Origin of the sequence: Salinicoccus sp. RF5 (assembly GCF_020786625.1) — a bacterium.
GTDB lineage: Bacteria > Bacillota > Bacilli > Staphylococcales > Salinicoccaceae > Salinicoccus.
Window position 1 is genome coordinate 173,514 of the sequence record NZ_JAJGRC010000001.1, and the last position, 23,739, is coordinate 197,252.

23 protein-coding genes are annotated in these 23,739 nt (G+C 51.9%); 20 read left to right on the plus strand and 3 right to left on the minus strand.

The window, feature by feature from the left end; genetic code table 11:
* The 5 genes from dnaI (at position 1) to rplT (ending at position 4,521) form a co-directional block, all read left to right on the plus strand.
* A complete protein-coding gene (dnaI, locus tag LLU09_RS01020; protein WP_228310103.1) occupies positions 1–930 on the plus strand; it encodes a primosomal protein DnaI in 930 nt (309 codons plus the stop codon).
* Positions 931–1,234: 304 nt separating this feature from the next.
* Positions 1,235–3,163 carry a threonine--tRNA ligase gene (gene thrS, locus LLU09_RS01025; RefSeq protein WP_228310104.1) on the plus strand — a complete coding sequence of 643 codons (1,929 nt, stop codon included), beginning with the start codon at positions 1,235–1,237 and terminating at the stop codon, positions 3,161–3,163.
* 223 nt (positions 3,164–3,386) lie between these two features.
* Positions 3,387–3,917, plus strand: a complete 531-nt coding sequence (gene infC, locus LLU09_RS01030) for a translation initiation factor IF-3 (RefSeq protein ID WP_040106817.1) — start codon at positions 3,387–3,389, stop codon at positions 3,915–3,917.
* Positions 3,918–3,936: 19 nt separating this feature from the next.
* The gene (gene rpmI / locus LLU09_RS01035; RefSeq protein ID WP_031544559.1) at positions 3,937–4,137 is read left to right on the plus strand and encodes a 50S ribosomal protein L35; all 201 of its coding nucleotides are present in this window, start codon (positions 3,937–3,939) and stop codon (positions 4,135–4,137) included.
* 24 nt (positions 4,138–4,161) lie between these two features.
* Positions 4,162–4,521 carry a 50S ribosomal protein L20 gene (gene rplT, locus LLU09_RS01040; RefSeq protein WP_031544561.1) on the plus strand — a complete coding sequence of 120 codons (360 nt, stop codon included), beginning with the start codon at positions 4,162–4,164 and terminating at the stop codon, positions 4,519–4,521.
* A 44-nt stretch (positions 4,522–4,565) separates the two neighbouring features.
* Here rplT and LLU09_RS01045 read toward each other — a convergent pair whose 3' ends face one another.
* On the minus strand, positions 4,566–4,835 hold the full coding sequence (locus tag LLU09_RS01045) for a hypothetical protein (protein ID WP_228310105.1): 270 nt from the start codon (positions 4,833–4,835) through the stop codon (positions 4,566–4,568).
* Positions 4,836–4,989: 154 nt separating this feature from the next.
* Here LLU09_RS01045 and LLU09_RS01050 point away from each other — a divergent pair, with 154 nt between their 5' ends.
* From LLU09_RS01050 to pheT, 4 genes are all read left to right on the plus strand, one after another.
* Positions 4,990–6,063, plus strand: a complete 1,074-nt coding sequence (locus LLU09_RS01050) for a M42 family metallopeptidase (protein WP_228310106.1) — start codon at positions 4,990–4,992, stop codon at positions 6,061–6,063.
* Positions 6,057–6,803 (plus strand): TrmH family RNA methyltransferase, encoded by a 747-nt coding sequence (locus tag LLU09_RS01055; RefSeq protein WP_228310107.1) that lies wholly within the window; start codon positions 6,057–6,059, stop codon positions 6,801–6,803. Before LLU09_RS01050 ends, LLU09_RS01055 begins: the two co-directional genes overlap by 7 nt.
* A 285-nt stretch (positions 6,804–7,088) precedes the next feature.
* Complete coding sequence (gene pheS / locus LLU09_RS01060; RefSeq protein WP_228310108.1) at positions 7,089–8,156, plus strand: phenylalanine--tRNA ligase subunit alpha; 1,068 nt, start codon at positions 7,089–7,091, stop codon at positions 8,154–8,156.
* Positions 8,143–10,548 carry a phenylalanine--tRNA ligase subunit beta gene (pheT, locus tag LLU09_RS01065; RefSeq protein ID WP_228310109.1) on the plus strand — a complete coding sequence of 802 codons (2,406 nt, stop codon included), beginning with the start codon at positions 8,143–8,145 and terminating at the stop codon, positions 10,546–10,548. Before pheS ends, pheT begins: the two co-directional genes overlap by 14 nt.
* A 48-nt stretch (positions 10,549–10,596) precedes the next feature.
* Here pheT and LLU09_RS01070 read toward each other — a convergent pair whose 3' ends face one another.
* Positions 10,597–11,061 (minus strand): S-ribosylhomocysteine lyase, encoded by a 465-nt coding sequence (locus tag LLU09_RS01070; RefSeq protein WP_040106765.1) that lies wholly within the window; start codon positions 11,059–11,061, stop codon positions 10,597–10,599.
* A 73-nt stretch (positions 11,062–11,134) separates the two neighbouring features.
* Positions 11,135–11,950 (minus strand): ribonuclease HIII, encoded by an 816-nt coding sequence (gene rnhC / locus LLU09_RS01075; protein WP_370632467.1) that lies wholly within the window; start codon positions 11,948–11,950, stop codon positions 11,135–11,137.
* On the opposite strand from rnhC, the gene zapA reads away from it, so the two are divergent.
* The 11 genes from zapA (at position 11,941) to racE (ending at position 23,727) form a co-directional block, all read left to right on the plus strand.
* Positions 11,941–12,198 (plus strand): cell division protein ZapA, encoded by a 258-nt coding sequence (gene zapA / locus LLU09_RS01080; RefSeq protein WP_040106767.1) that lies wholly within the window; start codon positions 11,941–11,943, stop codon positions 12,196–12,198. The genes rnhC and zapA overlap by 10 nt on opposite strands.
* Positions 12,199–12,202: 4 nt before the next feature.
* A complete protein-coding gene (locus tag LLU09_RS01085; protein WP_228310110.1) occupies positions 12,203–12,736 on the plus strand; it encodes a CvpA family protein in 534 nt (177 codons plus the stop codon).
* Between the two features lie 28 nt (positions 12,737–12,764).
* Positions 12,765–14,459 (plus strand): DNA polymerase/3'-5' exonuclease PolX, encoded by a 1,695-nt coding sequence (polX, locus tag LLU09_RS01090; protein ID WP_228310111.1) that lies wholly within the window; start codon positions 12,765–12,767, stop codon positions 14,457–14,459.
* 10 nt (positions 14,460–14,469) lie between these two features.
* A complete protein-coding gene (locus LLU09_RS01095; RefSeq protein WP_228310112.1) occupies positions 14,470–16,797 on the plus strand; it encodes an endonuclease MutS2 in 2,328 nt (775 codons plus the stop codon).
* A 180-nt stretch (positions 16,798–16,977) separates the two neighbouring features.
* Complete coding sequence (gene trxA / locus LLU09_RS01100) at positions 16,978–17,292, plus strand: thioredoxin (protein ID WP_031544591.1); 315 nt, start codon at positions 16,978–16,980, stop codon at positions 17,290–17,292.
* 54 nt (positions 17,293–17,346) lie between these two features.
* Positions 17,347–19,116, plus strand: coding sequence for an excinuclease ABC subunit UvrC (uvrC, locus tag LLU09_RS01105; protein WP_228310113.1), 1,770 nt, complete (start codon positions 17,347–17,349; stop codon positions 19,114–19,116).
* A 128-nt stretch (positions 19,117–19,244) separates the two neighbouring features.
* A complete protein-coding gene (locus tag LLU09_RS01110) occupies positions 19,245–19,856 on the plus strand; it encodes a succinate dehydrogenase cytochrome b558 subunit (protein ID WP_228310114.1) in 612 nt (203 codons plus the stop codon).
* Between the two features lie 15 nt (positions 19,857–19,871).
* The gene (sdhA, locus tag LLU09_RS01115) at positions 19,872–21,641 is read left to right on the plus strand and encodes a succinate dehydrogenase flavoprotein subunit (RefSeq protein ID WP_228310115.1); all 1,770 of its coding nucleotides are present in this window, start codon (positions 19,872–19,874) and stop codon (positions 21,639–21,641) included.
* Positions 21,642–22,406 carry a succinate dehydrogenase iron-sulfur subunit gene (gene sdhB, locus LLU09_RS01120; protein ID WP_228310116.1) on the plus strand — a complete coding sequence of 255 codons (765 nt, stop codon included), beginning with the start codon at positions 21,642–21,644 and terminating at the stop codon, positions 22,404–22,406.
* Between the two features lie 87 nt (positions 22,407–22,493).
* Positions 22,494–22,937: a MarR family winged helix-turn-helix transcriptional regulator gene (locus tag LLU09_RS01125; protein ID WP_040106775.1), complete on the plus strand. Its 444-nt coding sequence runs from the start codon at positions 22,494–22,496 to the stop codon at positions 22,935–22,937.
* Positions 22,930–23,727 (plus strand): glutamate racemase, encoded by a 798-nt coding sequence (racE, locus tag LLU09_RS01130; RefSeq protein ID WP_228310117.1) that lies wholly within the window; start codon positions 22,930–22,932, stop codon positions 23,725–23,727. Before LLU09_RS01125 ends, racE begins: the two co-directional genes overlap by 8 nt.
* Positions 23,728–23,739 lie beyond the last annotated feature (12 nt).

The window sequence follows — 23,739 nt, forward strand, 5'->3', positions numbered from 1 at the left end:
ATGGAACCCATCAACCAGTTCTTGAAGAACTCGAAAAAAATAAAAGATAATAACGACAAACTCTATGACTCCCTGATCCAGCACCCGAGGATCATAGAGCTGATAGAGAACAGTGATTTCGAAATCACCCGTTCGATGATCCGGAACGACCTGCTTCAGTTGAAGCGGTACACCGAACAGTCGCTGGCATGCGAGAAGTGCAGCTCACTTGGTGAATGCATCAACCACCCGCAGGGATATGTCCCATCCATTGATGTCAGAGGCGGAAGGATCCATATCATCTATTCCCCATGTCCGACAAAGATCAAAGATGATGCATTCCGCGAAAAGGAGAAGATGATCGAATCCTACCATGTGCCGAAGGATGTCAAGGATGCGACATTCGAGACGGTGTTCCTCGATCCGGATTCGAACAGGCAGGAGATCATCAAGCGCGCCATCGGCACAAGCAAGAAGATCATCGAAGGCATCGATACGAAGGGGCTCTATATACACGGCAGCTTCGGCATCGGCAAATCCTACCTGCTCGGATGCATCGCCAATGAACTGAAGGACCAGTCGGTGTCCTCGATCATCGTCTATGTGCCTGAAATCATCCGCGACCTGAAGGCAGGGTTCAAGGATGGAACGACGGACAAGAAGTTCAACACCATCAAGAACGCGCAGGTGCTCATGCTGGATGACCTCGGTGCGGAGGATGTGACCCCGTGGGTGCGGGACGAAATCATTACCGGTATACTGCATCACCGTATGGTGGAAGGGCTGCCGACCTTCGTCAGCTCCAACTATTCCATCGAGGAGCTGGAGTACCGCTACAGCAGGACGAGGGAGAACGGCATCGAGGAGACCAAGGCGCGCCGTATGACGGAGCGGCTCCGGGCGCTGTGTGAGGAAGTGCAGCTTGAAGGCAGCAACTACAGGAACAATTGATGCTTGATTAATGGATGTCCCTAAAGTATAATCTATGTATAATTTCATTAATTAAATTCCAAGGACAATACTTTTTCTCGTCTGTTCAAAGAGAGTGCATGAATGGTGGGACATGCATAACAGACCGTCTGAGTTACTCCCTTGATATATGCTGGCTAATACCCAGACGGATCGGACCGTTATTTCCGGCTGAAGGCAGGTCCCGGACCTGCAAATCAGGGTGGTACCGCGGTGAAAGTCGCCCCTCTATCAGAGGGGCGACTTTTTTATTAAAATAAACCAATAATTGGAAAGGGTGGAGAAGATGAGCGGAATAGAAATCAAATTCCCGGACGGGAATGCCAAAAGTTTCGATGAAGGTGTAACAGCTGAGGAGATAGCACACTCGATCAGCCCGGGCCTCAGGAAGGCGGCACTTGCTGCGAAGATTGATGGTGAGATGTACGATCTGAGGCGTCCGATCGAATCGGACAGTGATATAGAACTGATCACGAACAAGAATGAAGAGGGTCTGGAGGTACTGCGCCACTCCACTGCGCACCTCATGGCCCAGGCGCTCAAGCGCCTCTACGGCGATGTGAAATTCGGTGTCGGCCCCGTCATCGAAGAGGGCTTCTACTACGACTTTGATATGGAAGAGAAGATCTCCTCCGATGACTTCGATAAGATCGAGAAGGAAATGAAGAAGATCGTCGACGAGAATGTCGAAATCGAGCGCCGTGAACTCTCAAGGGACGAGGCGAAGGAGCTTTTCAAGGATGATCCCTACAAGCTCGAGCTCATCGATGCGATTCCGGAAGATGAGACGGTGACCGTCTATTCACAGGGCGAATTCACGGATCTGTGCCGCGGTGTGCATGTACCGTCGACATCGAAGATCAAGTCGTTCAAGCTGCTGTCTACAGCCGGCGCCTACTGGCGCGGTGACAGCGACAACAAGATGCTCCAGCGGATATACGGCACTGCCTTCTTCGACAAGAAGGATCTGAAGGCATACCTCAACCTGCTAGAGGAGAGGAAGGAGCGCGACCACAGGAAGATCGGCCGGGACATGGAGCTCTTTCAGAACAATCAGCTGATCGGGGCAGGGCTGCCGCTGTGGCTGCCGAATGGTGCGACGATCCGCCGTGAGATCGAGCGCTACATCGTGGATAAGGAGATTGCGCTCGGCTACGATCATGTCTATACACCGGTGATGGCCAACGTGGACCTCTACAAGACGAGCGGCCACTGGGAACACTACCAGGATGACATGTTCCCGCCGATGGACATGAACGGTGAGGAGCTGGTGCTCCGTCCGATGAACTGTCCGCACCACATGATGATCTACAAATCAAGCAAGCACTCCTACAGGGAACTGCCGATACGCATTGCGGAACTCGGCATGATGCACCGCTATGAAGCGAGTGGGGCGGTCAGCGGCCTGCAGCGTGTACGGGGGATGACGCTCAACGATGCCCATGTGTTCGTGCGCCCGGACCAGATTAAGGAAGAGTTCAAGCGTGTGGTCCAACTGATCATCGATGTGTATGAAGATTTCGGCTTCGAGAACTATTCATTCCGTCTGAGCTACCGCGACCCTGAAGATACGGAGAAATATTTCGATGACGATGAAATGTGGAACAAGGCGGAGTCCATGCTGAAGGAAGCGGTCGATGAAATGGCGCTCGACTATACTGAGGCTGACGGGGAAGCGGCGTTCTATGGTCCGAAACTCGATGTCCAGGTACAGACGGCGCTCGGCAAGGAGGAGACGCTGTCCACAGTGCAGCTCGACTTCCTGCTCCCTGAGAGGTTCGATCTGACATATACGGGCAGTGACGGGGAACTGCATCGTCCTGTCGTCATCCACCGTGGTGTCGTCTCCACGATGGAACGTTTCGTTGCATTCCTGACAGAGGAGTACAAGGGAGCCTTCCCGCTCTGGCTTGCGCCACAGCAGGTGGAGATCATACCGGTCAACCTAGACCTGCATTATGATTACGCAAGAGCCCTTAAAGATGAGATGAAGAGCCATGGCATCCGTGTCAACATCGATGACAGGAACGAAAAGATGGGCTACAAGATCAGGGAGGCGCAGATGAGGAAGGTGCCTTATCAAGTCGTCATCGGCGACAGGGAGATTGAAGAGAACCAGGTCAACGTCAGGAAGTATGGGGAGAAGGACCAGAACACCTTCGACCGGGATGACTTCATATGGCAGATCGTGGATGAAATCAGGCTGAAGAAATAGATGCTTGACATTCACGGTACAAACGTGTAGTATATTAAGAGTTGATAAGAACGGACAAGAAGAAGCTCCCGCTTCTCACCCGCAAGCGTCCAATGTGGCAGCGACCGGGTTTGTACAGTGAGAATGGAATGCAGAGTGCCAGGCACTTCTGCATGTATCTCAATGCTGGTTGGCGGGCGCATAATGTGCCCGCCCTTTTTGTTCGTCTTCAAAATTTATGGAGGTGTCAAAGATAGCAAAAGACCAAACTTTAATCAATGACAGGATTCGTGCCAAAGAAGTGCGCCTTATTGGACAGGATGGTTCCCAGCTTGGAATCAAATCCAAAAAGGATGCACAGGAAATGGCAGACCGTGTAGAACTTGATCTTGTACTCGTTGCACCAAACGCAAAGCCGCCGGTCGCACGCATCATGGACTACGGCAAGTACAGATACGAACAGCAGCGTAAAGAGAAGGAAGCACGCAAAAAACAGAAAGTGGTCAACGTCAAGGAAATCAGACTTTCCCCGACAATCGAAGACCATGATTTCAACACCAAGTTGAAAAATGCCAAGAAATTCCTGGCAAAAGAAGACAAGGTGAAGGTTTCAATCCGATTCCGCGGCCGTGCAATCACGCACAAGGACATCGGACGCAAAGTATTGGAGCGGTTCGCAGACGAACTTTCCGAAGTTGCAACAGTTGAACAGAGACCGAAGATGGAAGGTCGTTCAATGTTCCTCGTGGTTGCCCCAATCACTGAAAACAAATAATAATCCGGAGGTTAGACCCATGCCAAAAATGAAAACTCACAAAGGTTACGCCAAACGTGTAAAGCGTACTGGAACAGGTAAATTCAAACGCAACAGCGCGTTCACTTCCCACCTGTTCGCCAACAAATCCACTAAACAGAAACGTCACCTGAGGAAAGCATCCCTAGTGGCTAAAGCTGACCAGAAGCGCATCAAAAAACTACTATCATACGTAAAATAATCGAACGATTAAGGAGGAGCACACATGGCACGTGTTAAGAATGGTTTGACGTCCCGTAAAAGACGTAAAAGAGTATTGAAGCAGGCAAAAGGATATTTCGGTGCGAAGCGCACTCTCTATAGAACAGCAAAACAGCAGGTTATCAAATCCGGTCAGTATGCATACCGTGACCGCCGTCAGACAAAACGCGAATTCCGCAAGCTTTGGATTGCGCGTATCAATGCAGCAGCCCGCCAGAATGGCATGAGCTACAGTCGTCTGATGAACGGCCTGAAGACTGCCGGCATCGACATCAACAGAAAAATGCTTTCAGAAATCGCCATTTCTGATGAAAAGGCATTTGCTGAAATCGTCAGCCAGGCTAAAAATGCTCTGGAAAAATAAGCATGAATCAAAAAGGAGCCACTCATAGAGGAGTGGCTCCTTTTTTAGATATGTCCGGAGAGTTCCTCGAGCAGCGGCTCGGAGAATTCAAAATAACATTCCTTCTGCTCCTTGTTCTCATCGTCCGGCTTCTGTTCCGGGACGATATCCAGCCGGATCAGTTTTTCCCCTTCATCAAAGAACGGGAGGGTCTGATCGGCATATTCATCGGTAAGTCTGTTATAGAGGCCCACTGCCTTGTCGTCTTCATAAGTGCTGCTCTTCACCAGCACTTCCTGACCGGATTCTTCCACTTTTGATATCGTAATATTCATCAAGGTAACGCCTCCTAGAGTGTTTCTATATTTCTATCTATATTGATGATATCAACTTATCTGAAATATGTGTATCAATATGGATTATATTACGGAAACTGAAATAGTTTATGGTAGAATGGAATTATCTTAATAAAAGACAAGGAGATTGATTATGGACAAGCAGCTTCAAATGATGAAAAGCCTTACGGATGCCCATGGCATTTCCGGTTTTGAGTATGATGTGAAGAAAGTGATGCAGGGATACCTCGAGCCCGTGAGTGATGAACTCGTACAGGATAACTTGGGCGGAATCTTCGGCAAGCGCAATGCCAAAGAAGGATCGCGCACACTGCTCATCGGCGGCCACCTTGATGAGATCGGCTTTATGGTCACAAGGATTGATGACGAGGGATTCATCCGCTTCACGCCGATCGGCGGATGGTGGAACCAGGTCATGCTTTCACAGAGGATGAACGTCGTGACCGAATCAGGTGTACTGACGGGTGTCATCGGCTCCAAGCCGCCCCACGTGCTCTCCCAGGAAGCGCGCAAGAAGCCTGTGGATATGAAGGACATGTTCATCGACATCGGTGTCGCTTCGAAAGAGGAGGCGGAAGAAGCGGGTGTGAAAGTTGGCGACATGATTACGCCGCATTGTGACTTCACAGAAATGGCCAACAAGGATTATCTGCTGGCGAAGGCATGGGACAACAGGTTCGGCTGTGGTGTCGCGATCGAAGTGCTCGAATCACTGAAGGATGAAGATGTGAACATCAATGTTGTCAGTGGTGCGACAGTGCAGGAGGAAGTCGGTCTCCGCGGTGCGAAGGTCGCTGCGAACAAAGTGAAGCCGGACCTTGCGATTGCAGTGGATGTCGGCATCTCCTGGGATACGCCGGGCATGAGCGAAAAGGATGGCACCGGCAAGATGGGGGACGGTCCGCTCGTGCTTCTGCTTGACGGCTCCAATATCGGACATGTCGGCTTCAGAAGGCATGTCGAGCAGCTGGCCAAGGATAAGGATATTCCGGTACAGTGGTCTGCCATCACAGGCGGCGGCACCGACTCAGGCGCCTTCCACGTCTCCAACGAAGGGGTACCTTCCATCTCGATCGGGGTGCCGCTCAGATACATGCACTCCAACGTTTCCATATTGAACCGCAATGACTACAATAATGCGGTGCGTCTCGTCACTGAAATCGTCAGATCACTCGATGACAGCAAGGTGGAAGAGATCATTTGGTAGCACCGAAACATATTGCGTCAAAGGACAACAGGCGCATCAAGGATCTGAAGAAGCTTCAACAGAAGAAGTACCGCAGAAAGCAGGACCTCTTCCTGATCGAAGGTGCGCATCTGGTAGAAGAAGCACTCAATCACGGTCAAAAAGTGCAGACACTCATTGCGCTCGAAGACTATGACTACAGCCCCTACGCCGCAGCTGACATGGAAGTGATCACTGTCGCCCCGGGCGTGATGAAGCTCCTTTCTTCACTCGAGACGCCTCCCGGCATCATGGCTGCGGTCTCCTACAGGAAGCCGTCGTCAGAGGGCCGCCGTGTCCTGCTGCTTGACGGCATCCAGGACCCCGGTAATCTGGGGACGCTTCTGCGTACCGCAGATGCCTTCGGCTTCGAGCGGGTCATCCTGTCGCAGGATACCGTCGACGCCTTCAGTGATAAAGTGCTCCGGAGCGCACAGGGCAGTACCTTCCACATTGAAATTGCTGTGGCGGATGCCGTGCAGTCTGTCCGTGAATTCGACGGAACGGTGCTCGGGACTTCGCTTGAAGGCGCGTCTTCACTGGAACAGCTGGAACTTCCTGAGGGACCGCTCATGATCGTCCTCGGCAATGAGGGCCGGGGCGTTTCGGAGGAAGTGCTCTCCAATGTGGATGTGCGGATGAAGATAGAAATGCCCGGCCAGAGCGAAAGTCTGAACGTCGCGATTGCCGGCGGCATCATCATGCACCATTTCAAAGCTTGATTTTTAATAACTTTGATTTATAATAATGCTATAGATGAATATCAAGCTTCAGATGAAGCCGGACATAAATGGTCCAGGAATCCGAGACAGGGAGTGCAGCACATGGACTGGAATGCTGTGCACGGATGGGACCAGGGTTCACCTGGCAGATGGAGCAGTGGGATAATCCCTTATCTTTCCAGAAGCGTCTGTATTTGTTATGCAGAAAATCAGGTGGTACCGCGGAAACTCCGTCCTTTGATACAAGGATGGAGTTTTTTTATTTATATTGGAGGAGTGGAAACGATGGATACAGCAGGAATCTTGGAAGTCAGGCAGTCGTTCGATGACGCGATATCGGACGTCGATAATCTGAATGCACTACAGCAGTTGAAGGTGGAATACCTTGGCAAGAAGGGCAAGGTCACTGGCCTCATGAAGGAAATGAAGAACCTTTCCAACGAGGAGCGCCCGGAATACGGTGCGAAGGTGAATGAAGTCCGCACACATATTACGGAAGCGATCGAGCGCCGGGGCGAAGTGCTGGAAGAAGCGGCACTTGAAGAGAAGCTTCGGGAGGAGACGATCGATGTCACACTCCCGGGCCGGACATTCAGTCTCGGAAGCCCGCATCCGCTCAGCCGGACGATCGAGGACATCGAAGACTTCTTCCTCGGCCTCGGCTATGAAATAGCGGAAGGCTATGAAGTGGAGACCGACTACTATAACTTCGAGGCGCTCAATCTGCCGAAATCCCACCCTGCACGTGATATGCAGGATACGTTCTACATCTCGGAGGAGACGCTGCTGCGGACACACACCTCGCCGGTACAGGCTCGGACGATGGAGTCGCGGAAAGGCCGGGGACCGGTCAAGATCATCTGTCCGGGCAAAGTCTACAGGCGGGACAGCGATGATGCGACCCACAGCCACCAGTTCACCCAGATCGAAGGGCTGGTCGTGGATCGGAACATCCGTATGAGTGACCTGAAGGGTACGCTCGAGCTCTTCGCCAAGGAGATATTCGGTGCAGAACGCGAAATCAGGCTGCGCCCGAGCTACTTCCCGTTCACGGAACCGAGTGTGGAAGTGGACATCTCCTGCTTCAAATGCAAAGGGGCAGGCTGCAACGTCTGCAAGGGCACCGGATGGATAGAGATCCTCGGCGCGGGCATGGTCCATCCGAACGTGCTGGAGATGGCCGGTTTCGATCCGGATGAATATTCCGGGTTCGCATTCGGCATGGGGCCGGACAGGATTGCGATGCTGAAGTACGGCATCGAGGACATCAGGCATTTCTACACGAATGACTTAAGGTTTATCAATCAGTTCAAAGCGACAGAAGATGGTGGTGCGACAAATGAAAGTATCTAAAGAGTGGTTGAATGAATGGATCCAGATAGATGTGCCGATCGATGAATTGGCCGAAAAGATTACGCGCGGGGGCATCGAGGTCGATGATGTCATCGACTACACGGCCGAGGTGAAGCATCTCGTCGTCGGTTACGTAGAGCGCGTCGAACAGCATCCGGAAGCGGACCGGCTGAAGATATGCCAGGTCGATACGGGCGGGGAAACAAACCAGATCATCTGCGGTGCCCCGAATGTCGAGGCGGATTCCTACGTGGTCGTCTGCAAAGTGGGCGGACGCCTGCCGGGCGGCATCAAGATCAAACGGGCGAAGCTCCGTGGGGAAGTTTCGGAAGGCATGATCTGCTCCCTCGAGGAACTGGGCATTCCGGAAGACTATGTCCCCCAGGAGTACCAGAACGGCATCTTCATGTTCCCGGAAGAGAAGACGGCCGGCAGCAATGCGCTCGAAGCTCTGCTGCTCGATGACCAGGTCATGGAATTCGACCTGACGCCAAACCGGAAGGATGCCCTCAGCATGGCGGGGGCGGCCTATGAGGTGCGCGCACTGTTCGGCGGCGAAGTGGTTCTGCCTGAACATGAAGTGACTGAAAAGAATACGGTTGAAGACGGCACGCTCGAAATCAGGAATGAGGATGCGGCCGCTGTACCGTACTATGGTGCACGTGTCGTCGAGAACGTGAAGATCGCACCGGCACCGGCATGGATGCAGCTGCGCCTGATCAAGGCCGGCATCCGTCCGATCAACAACGTCGTCGACATCTCGAACTATGTACTGCTTGAATTCGGACAGCCCCTCCACATGTTCGACCGCGACCATATCGGATCGGACCAGATTGTGACGCGCTATGCCGAAGAAGACGAAAAGATGACGACACTCGACGGGAAGGAACGGCATCTTGAAAGCCAGGACATCGTCATCACCAACGGTACGGAACCGATCGCGCTCGCTGGCGTGATGGGCGGAGCGTTCTCGGAAGTGACGGATGAAACGACGAATGTCGTAATCGAATCCGCCGTATTCAACCCTGTCTCCATACGCAGGACGAGCAGCCGTCTGAACTTGCGGAGCGAAGCTTCCACACGGTTTGAAAAAGGTGTCTCCCACGAATTCGTGCTCAAGGCGCTGGACCGTGCAGCACTGCTGCTTGAGCAGTATGCAGGCGGCACCGTCTCGACGCCTGTCATCTCCGACGGGGCACTTGAACTTGAAGATACGACGATAGATATCTCAGAGCAGTTCATCAACGCCCATCTCGGCATGAGCCTCACGACTGAGGAGATCCAGGAAAGCCTGTCGAAGCTCGGTCTGAAGGCAACAGCGAAGGGGGAAGGGCTCGAAGTATCCATTCCATCCCGGAGGGATGACCTGAAGATCAAAGAGGACATCACCGAAGAGGTGGCACGCATCTACGGCTACGACGCCCTGCCGTCCTCCCTGCCTGAGTACACGAAGATCACACCCGGCAGACTGACGGATGAACAGACTAAGGTCCGCATCATCCGCCACCAGCTCGAATCACTGGGGCTGTCGCAGTCGATCAACTATGCACTGACGAGCCGGGAGAAGGCAGCCCAGTTCAGCGGCCCGGAAGATGCGCTTGAACTTCTCATGCCGATGAGCGAGGACCACGCGGTGCTCAGGAAGAGCATGATCCCTCATCTGGTGGACAACGTCGTCTACAACAAGAACCGTCAGCAGAAGAATGTCCAGCTCTATGAGATCGGCAAGATCTTCGTTTCCAACGGCACGACGGTGCTCCCGGATGAAGAGGAGATGCTGGCCGGAATCCTGACAGGGGATATGAACCGGACGGACTGGCTCGGAACGAAAGTCCCTGCAGATTTCTATGCAGCCAAAGGCATCGTGGAGAGCATCCTTGAAAAACTGGGCCTTGAAGGCAATGTCCGCTATGAGCAGGTCGCAAGGTTCGATGAACTGCATCCGGGCAGGTCGGCGGATGTCCTGCTGGACAATGAAACGATCGGCTTCATCGGTGAACTGCACCCCAAATATGCAAGGGAGAACGATCTTGAGCGGACAGCGGTCTTCGAAGTGAATCTGGATCGTCTGCTTGCCGTCAAACAGGGCAACGTCGTCTATGAACAGCTGTCCAGATATCCATCCATCACACGTGACATCGCCCTGGTCGTCGACGCATCCGTCGCGGCGGATACACTTGTCCGGACTATTGAGGCGGCGGCGCGGAAATATCTTGTCGATGTCTATGTGTTCGATGTCTATGAAGGTGAAAATATGGAAGCGGGCAGGAAGTCCGTGGCACTCCGCCTCACCTACCTGAATAAGGAGAATACACTGACGGACGAGGAAATAGAAAAACTGCATACACCTGTTCTGGAAGCACTTGAAGAGAGCGGTGCACAGATCAGATAGAAAAAAGGACGATCACATAAAGATGTGATCGTCCTTTTCATGTCTGTTCTATTTGGCGAATACGACATCCCAGCCGTCTTTTTTGGCGAGCATATTCCGGGCAATCTCCTTGGCGCCTTCCAGGCTGTGGCTCGCTGCCCAGCCGCACTGCACTTCATTGCATGCAGGGACTTCATCTGCTTCGAGCACATCATCGAGTGTCTTTTCCACCACTTCCCGGATATGGTCGAAGTCATCATCGTTCAGCACGGCAAGGTAGAAGCCGGTCTGGCAGCCCATCGGGCTCAGATCGACGACCTTGTCATGATGGTTCCTGATGTTTTCTGCCATCAGGTGCTCGAGTGAATGCAGCCCCGGCATTTCCATATGCTCCTTGTTCGGCTGGCAGAACCTTATGTCGTATTTGTAGATGACGTCCCCATGCTCACCTTCACTCTTTCCGGCGAGGCGGATGTAGGGCGCATCGACTTTCGTATGGTCGAGGTTGAAGCTTTCGACATTCATTTTCGGCATTTTAAAGACTCCTTTAACTGATTGATTATTCCCATAATAAAGGAAAAGCCATTGATTCTCAAATGTATCGGATCTACATGGAGCCTTTCTTCCTGAGCAGGTCCATCACCTTCTGTCTCGACTTGAAATGCTTCTTCGTCATATTATCGAGGTAGTCCATGCCATGACGGTCTGCGATCTTTGCTGCAAATGCATCCGTCTTTCCGCTGGCGCCCCGCGGCACCGTGGTTTTCAGATTGCGGTTCAGATTTTCCATCTGCTCCAGATATTTGCTCCGTGCAAGTATGCTGGCACAGGCGACGGCGATCGATTTCGACTCGGCCTTCGTCTCATGATGGATCAGTTCCGGCCTGAACGGATCGGGGACATATTTCCTGTAGGCATTCTCCGTCGTGAACTGGTCGATGACGATTGCCTGGACATCCTGCTGCGCCCCGTCATCAAGCTTTTCATATACATTGCGGATGCAGTGGTCGTGCAGGACCGCCTTCAGCTTAACAATGTTCCATCCCGCATCGATCTTTTCATTATAGGATGGATTGTCGAGTATGACGAGTGAGTAGGGGACGATATGGATGATGTCACGGGCCAGTTTATCGACCGTCCTGTTCGAGAGGTTTTTGGAGTCCTTCACCCCAAGTTCCTTCAGGAGGGCCACTTTTTCCGCGGGGACGTGGGCCGCACATACCGTCATCGGCCCGAAGTAGTCGCCGACACCAGCCTCATCACTACCTATAGTATTCAGTTGATCATAGTTCATATTTACCCGTTCCTTTATGTTTTTTCGTATGCATATACTTGTATAACCACTGGTGGATAAGTATAATAAATTAATGATAACATAAAGAGCTGAAACTTTTGATGGGGAGGCAATGTCAGATGGCAGAATATAGAAACCGCATTGCTGTCGAAATAAATGATCAGCAGTATACGCTGGTCGGCGAAGATGATCCGGAACACATCCGTTATGTGGCCAGACTCGTCGATGAAAAGATAAAGGAGATCGGTATGAAGAGTGCAGGGCTTGATACCACCAGGAAAGCAGTGCTTACGGCAGTGAATGTCATGGATGAATATGTGAAGCTGGTTGAAAAGCATGAGGCATTATTGAAAGAAATGGACCAGCAGGGTAATTGATGTCATGACACTACTTCTACTGATACTGCTTGTCATTGGGATGGTCATCGGCTACCGGAGGGGCGTCATTCTGCAGTCCCTTCATCTGATCGGTACGATTTCGGCCATCATCATTGCTGCCATGAACTACGAAAAACTCGCCTCTCGCTTCGATATGGTGATGCCCTATCCATCAACTGCAGAGACACTTACGAATCCGCTGCTCCCTGAAGTGGATAATGCAGAACTCGCCTTCTACAGGATGGTCGCGTTCTTCATGATATTCGTGGTGGCGAAGATTGTGATACAGCTGATCGTCAGCGCATTCGACTACCTGCAGCAGATCAACGCGTTCGGCACCATCGGTGATGTCCTTGGCACGATACTCGGCATCATAGAGATGATATATATACTGGTTGTCCTTCTGATGATGGCAGCCGTAATACCGCTCGAAGGTGTGCAGACGATGATGGAGAATTCAGGGTTTGCACAGTTCCTCATGGAGAACACTTTCATCATTTCCGATAAATTCATAGAATGGTTACAAACTGAGTCATAGCGATATGGCTCTTTTTTTGGAGGACATTATGACTAAAAAAGATATAATCAACCTGCTTGAAACGATAGCCACATACATGGAGCTCTCCCTGGAGAACCCGTTCAAGGTCTCCGCCTACCGGAAAGCGGCTGGAGCAATCGAGAGGGATCCGAGGTCGCTTGCAGAGATCGATGACTTCTCCGAAATCAAGGGCATCGGCAAAGGCGTGAACGAAGTCATCACAGAGTATGTCGAGAAGAGGGAGTCATCCGTACTCGGCGAATTGAGGGAGTCGGTTCCGGCACCGCTCATCCAGATGCTCAAACTGCCGACGCTCGGCCCCAAAAAGATTGCGAAACTTCATAAGGAGCTCGGGGTCACATCGCTTGAAGCCCTTAAGGCGGAATGTGAAGCGGGCAGGGTGAGTGAACTGAGTGGCTTCGGCAAGAAGACGGAGGAGAACATTTCCAAAGCCATCGATGAGCTGCTCACACGTCCGGAACGGTATCCGATCGAAAAGGTGCAGCAGTTCAGGCGGCTCGTCGAAGCGTCTTTCGAGGATATGGAAGGCATCAGCCGCTATGATAATGCAGGCAGCGCCAGACGTTTCAAGGAAACGAGCAGAGATCTCGACTTCATCGCGGAGACCAAGGATGCAGCCGGCGTGGCGGAATCGTTCATCGGTCTGCCCTTCGTGAAGGAGGTTGTGGCGAAGGGGGAACGGAAACTCTCCGTCGTAATCGAACATGATCTGGATCAGATCGGTGTCGATATACGTTTTGTGGCGCCTGAAGCCTATGCGACGACCCTTCATCATTTCACCGGTTCCAAGGATCATAACGTGAAAATGCGGCAGATCGCCAAAGCCCGGGGCGAGAAGATCAGTGAATATGGTGTGGAGAAGGATGGCGGGGTACTCACATTCGATTCCGAAACGGATTTCTTCAGCCACTTCGACCTTCCCTATATTCCGCCGGCAATGCGGGAGACGGGGGAGGAGACGGAAGTTGATGTATCCGGCATCGTCACACTGGAGGACATCCGGGGGGACCTGCATATGCACACGGTCTACAGTGATGGGGCCTATTCCGTCCGTGAGATGGTGGAGGCCTGCATCGCCAAAGGCTATGAATACATGGTCATCACCGACCATTCCAAAAGCCTCCGTGTCGCAAACGGCCTCGACGAAGTGCGGCTGCGCCGACAGATCGAAGAGATAAAGTCTCTCAGGCCGGAGTACCCGGAAATAGACATCTATACAGGTACGGAAATGGACATCCTCAAAGATGGCACACTCGACTTCCAGGATGATATGCTTGAGGAACTCGATTATGTCATCGCTGCAATCCACTCGAGCTTCCAGCAGACGGAGGAGGAGATCATGCACCGTCTGCAGATGGCATGTGAGAACCCCCATGTCAGGCACATCGCCCATCCGACGGGCAGGCTGATCGGCAGGCGGGAAGGCTATGCGGTCGATACGGAAAGGCTTGTACAGATGGCGAAGGATACGGGAACAGTGCTTGAAGTGAATGCCAACCCAAGGCGCCTCGACCTATCATCGGATGTCATCAGGAATTCGGGGCTCATGTTGACGGTGAATACGGATGCACACCATTCCAGCCATCTGGATTTCATGGATTACGGAGTGGCGACCCTGCAGAAGGGTCTGATAGAAAAAAATAAAGTGGTCAACACTCTCTGCCGGGAGAAGTTCAGAGAGTGGGTCCAAAAAGGGAAATAGAGGGTTTTGAATGAATGAAAGAACGATAAATGCATTGGAGTTCAATAAGATACTTTCCCAGCTTTCTGCCTTTGCAGAGAGCGGGAAGACGAAGAAAGTGATCACTGCCGACATCGTCTCGACCGATCTTGAAGAAGTGCTGCAGATGATCAATGAAGTAGATGATGCTTCGACGATGCTGAGGTACAGGGCGGTTGAACTCGGCGGCATCACGGACATCAAGAGGCATGTCAGGCGTGCAGAGATCGGCAGCATGCTCGGTGTACCGGAGCTGAATGAAATCAGGACGGTACTCAGCCGCAAGCATGCCCTGAATGCGGTGTTCAATGATTTCGAGGAAGATGAGGTCATCCTCCCGAACCTGCCGGTCTATATCAACGGGCTGCCGGACATCCACTTCCTGTACAGGCGGATTACGGAGACGATCGACGAGAGCCAGGTGCTCGACCATGCCTCGGAGGCACTGCTCCGCATCAGACGGAAGATCAAATCCGAGGAAGGCAGGATACGGGACCGTTTGAATGACATCATCCGCGGCGGCAGCCAGAAGAAGCTCTCTGACAGCCTCATCACGATGCGGAACAACCGCTATGTGGTCCCGGTCAAGGTGGAGCATCAGGGCGAATTCAATGGCATCGTGCACGACATCTCCTCAAGTGGACAGACGGTCTATATGGAGCCGATGGCCGTCGTCCAGATGACCAATCAGATCCAGAGGCTGAGGGAGGAGGAACAGTCGGAGGTCGAACGCATCCTCTACCAGCTGTCATCCGAAGTCGCCGAGGTATCAGAAGAGCTCGGCATGACTGATGATGCGCTGCACCATATAGACATGGTGTTCGCCAAAGCGAAGTATGGGGCGAAGATCCGGGGCTCGAAACCCGAGGTGATGGCCTCGGGCGGCATCTATCTGCCCGCCGCCTTCCACCCGTTGATTCCAGGTGATGAAGTCGTGAAGAACGACATCGAGATGGATGAGGAGACACTGGCCGTCATCATCACCGGACCGAACACCGGCGGGAAGACCGTGACGATCAAGACCATCGGCCTCAGTGTGCTCATGGCCCAGGCAGGAATCCCCGTGCCGGCCCGTGACGGCAGCCGCCTGCGGCTGTTCGGAAAGGTCTACAGTGACATCGGTGATGAACAGTCCATCGAGCAGTCCCTCTCGACCTTCTCGAGCCACATGACGAACATCACCGGCATCCTTGAAGAGGCGGATGACAACAGCCTCGTCCTGTTGGATGAGCTCGGGGCGGGTACGGATCCGGAAGAAGGTGCGGCGCTGGCGATCAGCATTTTGGAATATCTGCTCGACAGACACACTACGGTCGTGGCGACGACGCACTACCCGCAGTTGAAATCCTTCAGCTATACAAGGGAGGATACGGTCAATGCCAGTGTGGAATTCGATGTGGAGACGCTGTCGCCGACCTATCGTCTCTTGATGGGCATCCCCGGCAAGTCCAATGCCTTTGAAATATCGAACAAGCTTGGGCTCGACGAGACGGTCATCGACCGGGCAAGGAAACTCGCAGGGCGGGATTCCACGGATGTCAACGACATGATTTCAGCCCTTGAGCGGCATACGAAGACCGCCCAGGACAATGAGCGGGAAACGCATGAACTGCTCAGGGAATCCGAAAGGCTCCACAACGAGCTGAAATCCTATATGAACGATTATGAAGCCTATAAGGAAAAGCTCAGAAAAGAAGCGCGTGAAAAGGCGAACCGGGTCATAAAGGATGCCGAGGCAAAGGCAGATGACATCATACGCACCCTTGAAGATATGAAGAAACTCGGCGCCGACATCCAGGAGCATGAACTGATCGACCAGAAGAAGGCGCTGTCCGACAGCTACCAGCAGGAGGATATACGCAAGAAGGAGCGGGCGGAAAAGATCGAACAGATATCCCCGGGGGATGAAGTCGATGTGCTCTCCTATGGCCAGAAGGGCGAAGTGATCGAAGTGAAGGACGACTCCATCACCGTCCAGATGGGCATCATCAAGATGAAGGTCGGCAAGGACGAAGTGAAGCGGCGCAAGAAGGAGAAGCAGCAACGCACCGTATCGAGGCGAATCGGAAAATCTCCGGTGAAGCGGGAACTCGACCTCAGGGGAGAGCGCTATGAGGAGGCTATCCAGAAACTGGACAGATATCTGGATCAGGTGATACTCTCGAATTATAATGAAGTGGAGATCATCCACGGCAAGGGGACGGGTGCGCTGCAGAAAGGCGTTCAGCAGTTCCTGAAGTCCCATTCCAAAGTGAAGTCATTCAGGGGCGGCATGCCGAGCGAAGGCGGCTTCGGAGTGACCATAGTTGAAATGAAGTAGGTGTCCGGATGGATAATTTTGATATGTATAAGCTGGCGAAGATACTGATAGCTGCCGGCATCCTCATGTTTCTGAGCGGTGTCATCTATCTGATGTTCTTTGCCTAGGCAGTAAAATTGAGGACAAATATATCCTCATGCTATACTTGTTTCATAACTTAACCTAATGGAGGTATTTTATATGGCTATTATAGAAGTGAATGATCAGAACTTTAAAGAAGAAGTGGGAAGCGGCATCAAATTGGTGGACTTCTGGGCACCTTGGTGTGGACCTTGTAAAATGATCGCACCGGTTCTTGAAGAAGTTGCACAGGATGTCGAAGGGAAAGCGGACATCGCCAAACTGAACGTCGACGACAACCAGGCGACGGCCAGCGAGTACGAAGTCATGAGCATTCCAACACTTATCCTGTTCAAGGATGGCCAGCCGGTGGATAAAGTGGTCGGCTTCCAGCCTAAAGAACAGCTCGTTTCACTTATCGAAAAACATGCATAATTGATACAGCCGCCCTCGGGCGGCTTTTTTATCATGAAATATAGAGGGATCGCTATGGAAGAACTCAAATTGAAACTGTCGGTATTGCCGACTGAACCAGGATGCTACCTGATGAAGGACAGGCATGGAATCGTCATATATGTGGGCAAGGCCAAAAACCTCCGGAACAGGGTGCGGTCATATTTCACCGGAGCGCATGATGAGAAGACGATGCGGCTCGTCAAGGAGATTACGGATTTCGACTTCATCGTGACAAACTCCGAGGTGGAGTCGCTGCTGCTCGAACTCAATCTGATCAAGAAGCACTATCCGCGGTACAATATACTGCTCAAGGATGACAAGAGCTATCCATTCATCAAGATCACAAAGGAAGAGCATCCGAAACTCATCGTCACAAGAACGGTGAAGCCCGCTACCGGGACCTATTTCGGGCCCTATCCGAACGCCTACAGCGCACATGAGACGAAGAAGCTGCTGGACCGCATATACCCCCTCAGAAAATGCAATACCATGCCCGACAAGCTGTGTCTCTATTATCATATCGGGCAGTGCCTGGGACCGTGCGTCTATGATGTCCAGCAGGAACAATACAAGGAAATGATCGATGGCATCACCCGTTTTCTGAATGGCGATACGAAGCAGATCACCGATGAACTGAAGGAAAAGATGAATGCCGCTTCGGAAGCATTGGAATTTGAGAAGGCGAAGGAGTACCGGGATCTTCTCGGACATATCGAGGCGACCATGAACAAGCAGAAGATGATGACCAAGGATATGACTGCAAGGGATTGCTTCGGCTACAGCGTCTCCAAAGGATGGATGGCCATTTCTGTGCTGCTCATCAGAAACGGCAACCTCATTGAAAAGAAGGCGGACATGTTTCCGATCAATGATGATGTACAGGAGGAGTTCTTCCGGTACATCGCACAGTTCTATGACCTGAAATCCAACCTTCTGCCGAAGGAAGTCCATATCGCCAAAGGGCTGGATCAGAAGATCATAGATGAATATCTGCCGGTGGCGGTCGTCCAGCCCAAAAAGGGACAGAAGAAGGAAATGGTCGACTTGGCAATCAAAAATGCGGAGATCGCGCTTGAAAACAAGTTCGAGATGATCGACAAGGATGAAGCGCGGACGGTCAAGGCGATAGAGTCCCTCGGAGAGGTGCTCAACATCGAGACGCCGATCCGGATAGAGGCCTTCGACAACTCGAATATACAGGGTGTCGACCCGGTCAGCGTCATGGTGGCCTTCGTGGACGGCCGTCCGAGCAAGCGGGACTACCGCAAGTACAAGATCCGGACGGTGACCCAGCCGGATGACTATGCATCGATGGCAGAGGCCGTCAGGCGCAGATACACACGGGTGTTGAAGGAAGGGCTCCCATTGCCGGACCTGATCATCGTCGATGGCGGCGTCGGCCACATGAACACGGTCAAATCCGTGCTGATGGATGAATTGTCACTGGAAATTCCGGTGGCAGGGCTCGCGAAGAATGAAAAGCACAAGACGGCTGAACTGCTCTACGGCGACCAGGCGTCCATCGTACCGCTCAAGAAGAATTCGCAGGAATTCTACCTGCTTCAAAGGATCCAGGACGAGGTCCACCGGTTCGCCATCAGCTTCCATAGGAATACACGCCGGAAGACGTCAGTCACATCGAAGCTCGATGGCATCGAAGGTGTGGGGCCGAAGCGCAAGCAGAAACTGCTGAGTCATTTCGGATCCATAAAGCGGATGAGAGAAAAGGAAATAGAGGATTTCACAGAAATAGGGATTCCGGCACCGATCGCAAAAAGGATTTTAGAGACTTTGAAGGCCTGATCGACACGTTTGAATTTTCACAATCTTTTTTTGTGCAAGAATCCAAGTTGTCTTGATTTATGCATACCTTGAGAGTAAAATGATGGATGTGTAAACTTATTTCATTGGAGAGTTAGGGGGGAATTCGAGTGTCGAAACAAGATTCAAGTTTTGCGATCAGGCGCCTTCATTCTTTGCTGGGGGTCATTCCTTTAGGTGTCTTCCTGATACAGCACCTATTGGTCAACCATACGGCTACAAGAAGTGAAGAAGCGTTCAACGCAGCATCAGAGTTTATGGGTAATCTGCCTTTTGTACTATTTTTGGAGATCTTCATCATCTATATTCCAATTCTATTCCACGGTATCTACGGTATCTACATTGCATTTACTGCAAAGTACAATGTCGGACACTACAGTACATACAGGAACTGGATGTTTCTTCTTCAGAGGATCAGCGGCGTGATTGCATTCATCTTCATCGCCATCCACGTGTATCAGACGCGTGTTCAGGTGTTCTTTGGTGAAGAGGTCAACTTCGATATGGTGCATCAGATTGTTACGAACCCGGCATGGCTGGTGTTCTACATCATAGGTATCATCGCGACCGTCTACCATTTCGCCAATGGTCTCTGGTCGTTCATGGTGACATGGGGCTTCACACAGTCCGACAAGTCACAGCGTGTGATGAGCTACGTAACTGCTGTCATTTTCGTAGTAGTCAGCTTCATCGGTGTACAAGCAATATTGGCATTTATTTAATAAGGAGTGGACAGAATGGCTAATGATAAAATCATCGTTGTCGGTGGCGGACTCGCCGGATTGATGGCAACGATAAAAGCAGCTGAGACAGGCGCTGAGGTGGACCTGTTCTCAATTGTGCCCGTAAAACGTTCTCACTCCGTATGTGCTCAAGGTGGAATCAATGGAGCGGTCAACACGAAAGGTGAGGGCGACTCTCCAGCAATCCACTTTGACGACACAGTCTACGGTGGGGACTTCCTGGCCAACCAGCCTCCGGTCAAAGCAATGACGGATGCTGCGCCTCAAATCATCCACCTGCTGGACCGCATGGGTGTCATGTTCAACAGGACGCCGGAAGGTCTGCTTGACTTCAGGCGTTTTGGTGGCACGCTGCACCACAGGACTGCATATGCAGGGGCGACGACTGGGCAGCAGCTGCTGTATGCCCTGGATGAGCAGGTCAGGAAATATGAAGTGGATGGTCTTGTCCGCAAGTTCGAAGGCTGGGAATTCCTTGGTGTCGTCCTCGATGACGAAGGACGCGCACGCGGAATTACGGCACAGCAGATGACCAATGCTGAAATAGAGACGTTCAAATCGGATGCTGTGGTCATGGCGACAGGTGGTCCGGGGATCATCTTCGGCAAATCCACAAACTCCATGATCAATACAGGGTCTGCTGCATCCGTCGTATACCAGCAGGGTGCCATCTATGCAAATGGTGAGTTCATCCAGATCCACCCGACGGCGATCCCTGGGGATGACAAGCTCAGACTGATGAGTGAATCCGCCCGTGGTGAAGGTGGACGCATATGGACATATAAAGACGGCAAACCATGGTACTTCCTTGAAGAGAAGTATCCGGACTACGGAAACCTGGTGCCAAGGGATATCGCGACACGTGAAATATTCGACGTCTGTGTAAACCAGAAACTCGGCATCAATGGTGAGAACATGGTCTATCTGGACCTCTCCCATAAGGATCCGCATGAGCTTGACGTCAAACTCGGCGGCATCATCGAAATCTATGAGAAGTTTACAGGGGACGATCCACGTAAAGTTCCGATGAAGATCTTCCCTGCAGTCCACTATTCGATGGGCGGCCTCTACGTCGATTTCGATCAGATGACGAATATACCTGGACTGTTTGCAGCCGGAGAGTGTGACTATTCACAGCATGGTGGAAACCGTCTCGGCGCAAACTCACTGCTTTCAGCCATCTATGGCGGAATGGTCGCAGGACCAAACGCGATCGAATATGTCAAAGGTCTGGACACTTCATTCGAAGATCTGGATGATTCCATCTATGAGAAGCACGCGAAAGCAGAACAGGAGAAATTCGACAACATCATGAGCATGGACGGCGATGAGAACGCCTATGTCATCCATAAGGAGCTCGGTGAACTGATGACGGACAACGTCACTGTCGTGCGTCACAACGACAAGCTTCTTGAGACGGATAAACGCATCGTTGAACTCATGGAGCGCTATAAGCGCATCAACATCAACGACACCAAGAAGTGGAGCAACCAGGCGGCATTCTTCACCCGTCAGCTCTGGAACATGCTTGTCCTTGCACGTGTCATCACGATCGGCGCCTACAACCGGAATGAATCCCGCGGTGCCCACTACAAGCCTGAATTCCCTGAACGTAATGATGAGGAATGGCTCAAGACGACAAAAGCACATTTCGAAGGTCCGGACGAAGCGCCGCGCTTTGAATATGAAGATGTTGATGTCAGCCTCATCCCGCCACGTAAAAGAGACTACTCTGCAAAGTCGGAAGGGAGTGCTAAAAAGTAAATGAGTGAAAAAACAGTAAGATTCAATATAAAACGTCAGGAAAATACTGAATCAAAGCCATACTGGGAAGAATTTGAAGTTCCATACCGCGAGAACATGAACGTGATCAGCGCATTGATGGAAATCCAAAGGAACCCGGTGAACACCAAAGGTGAGAAGACGACACCGGTCACTTGGGACATGAACTGTCTTGAGGAAGTCTGTGGTGCATGTTCAATGGTCATTAACGGCAACGCCCGCCAGTCCTGTACAGCATTGATCGATCAGCTCGATCAGCCGGTCAAGCTGGAGCCGATGTCCACTTTCCCTATCGTGAAAGACCTTCAGGTCGACCGTTCATTCATGTTCGACAGCCTGAAGCGCGTCAAGGCATGGGTACCGATCGATGGTACTTACGACCTCGGTCCAGGACCGCGCATGCCTGAGAAGAAACGTCAGACAGCCTATGAACTTTCAAAATGCATGACGTGCGGCGTATGCCTTGAAGTGTGCCCGAACGTCAATGACAGCTCCAAGTTCATGGGTGCTGCACCGGTCAGTCAGGTCAGACTGTTCAACCTGCACCCGACAGGCAGCATGAACAAGAATGAAAGGCTCGATGCCCTCATGGGCGTCGGCGGTGTCGCTGAATGCGGCATGGCACAGAACTGTGTCAAAGCATGCCCTAAAGGCATCCCGCTCACCACTTCCATTGCTGCAATGCAAAGGGAGACGAACTTCCATATGTTCAAATCCTTCTTCGGAAGCGACCATGAAGTAGAATAATCTGAAATGGGAAGAGCGCTGCTCTTCCTATTTTTTTATTTTCAAGTACGTTATAATGAAGGAAATAAGCGAGAAGGACTGGGGTCAATGAGTGATAGGGAATCGATCATATCGATAGAGAAATCAATCAGATACATATCCGCCCATGTCAAAAGCCATGGACGGGAAATATTGAAGAAATACGAACTTTCACCTCTTCAGTTCGTCGCCCTACAGTGGGTGGACGACAAGGAGGGCATCACCATCGGGGAATTGTCGAACAGGCTGGATCTGGCGCATTCAACCACCACCGATATCGTCGATAAGCTTGAGAATGGTGCATTCGTAAAAAGGCAGAAGTATGAGAAGGACAAGAGGATCGTGCTGGTGCTGATGCAGGACAAGGGGCATCAGATCATCAAAGAGGTCATCGCCAAGCGCATATCCTATATTTCGGAAATCACATCACATCTCTCGGCCGATGAAAAGGAGATGCTTCCGGTCATACTGGAGTCGATTCTGCAAGAAAGTGAAAAACGGAGCCATGAGTAGACCGATCGGTGTGATGGATTCTGGTGTTGGCGGCCTCACGGTGGCAAGCGAGATCATGAGGCAGCTGCCTGACGAGTCGATCATCTATTTCGGAGATCTCGACCGATGTCCCTATGGCAGCCGTCCGATGGAGGAGGTGAGGCGGTTCACAATAGAAGTGGCCGACCATCTCGTGGACCGGGGCATAAAGATGCTTGTCGTGGCCTGCAACACCGCTACGGCGGCAGCGCTTGATACGTTGAAGGAACGATATGACATACCGGTGATCGGCGTCATAGAGCCGGGGGCAAGAAGTGCGATACAGGGCAGTACGAACCAGAATGTCATCGTGCTGGCGACGGAAGGGACAGTGCAGTCCGGGGCCTACCCGGAAGCGATATGGCACATCAACCGCAATTTCAGCGTCCAGAGCACCGCATGCCCGAAATTCGTCCCACTCGTCGAAGAACTGCGGTACAAGGACCGTGTGGTGGTCCGGATCGTCCTCCACCAGACTTTGAAGCATCTGGCGGATTCCAGGGCGGATACCGTCATATTGGGGTGTACACACTATCCCCTGCTGGCTAATGAAATCAGGGACTATTTCGATGGCAGGAAGAAAGTGATCGACTCCGGGTACGAAACCGCACGGGAAGTGAGTGCCATACTGACGCTCTTCGATTCGCATGCTCCACCCGAATCGGAGCCGCGCCACCTGATGATTGTAAATGGGGAGACGTCCCGTTTCGAGTATATACTGAAGGACTGGATGCCCTTCATGAAGTACACATTGGAACAGGTTGAACTTTAAGGAGGAATGCAT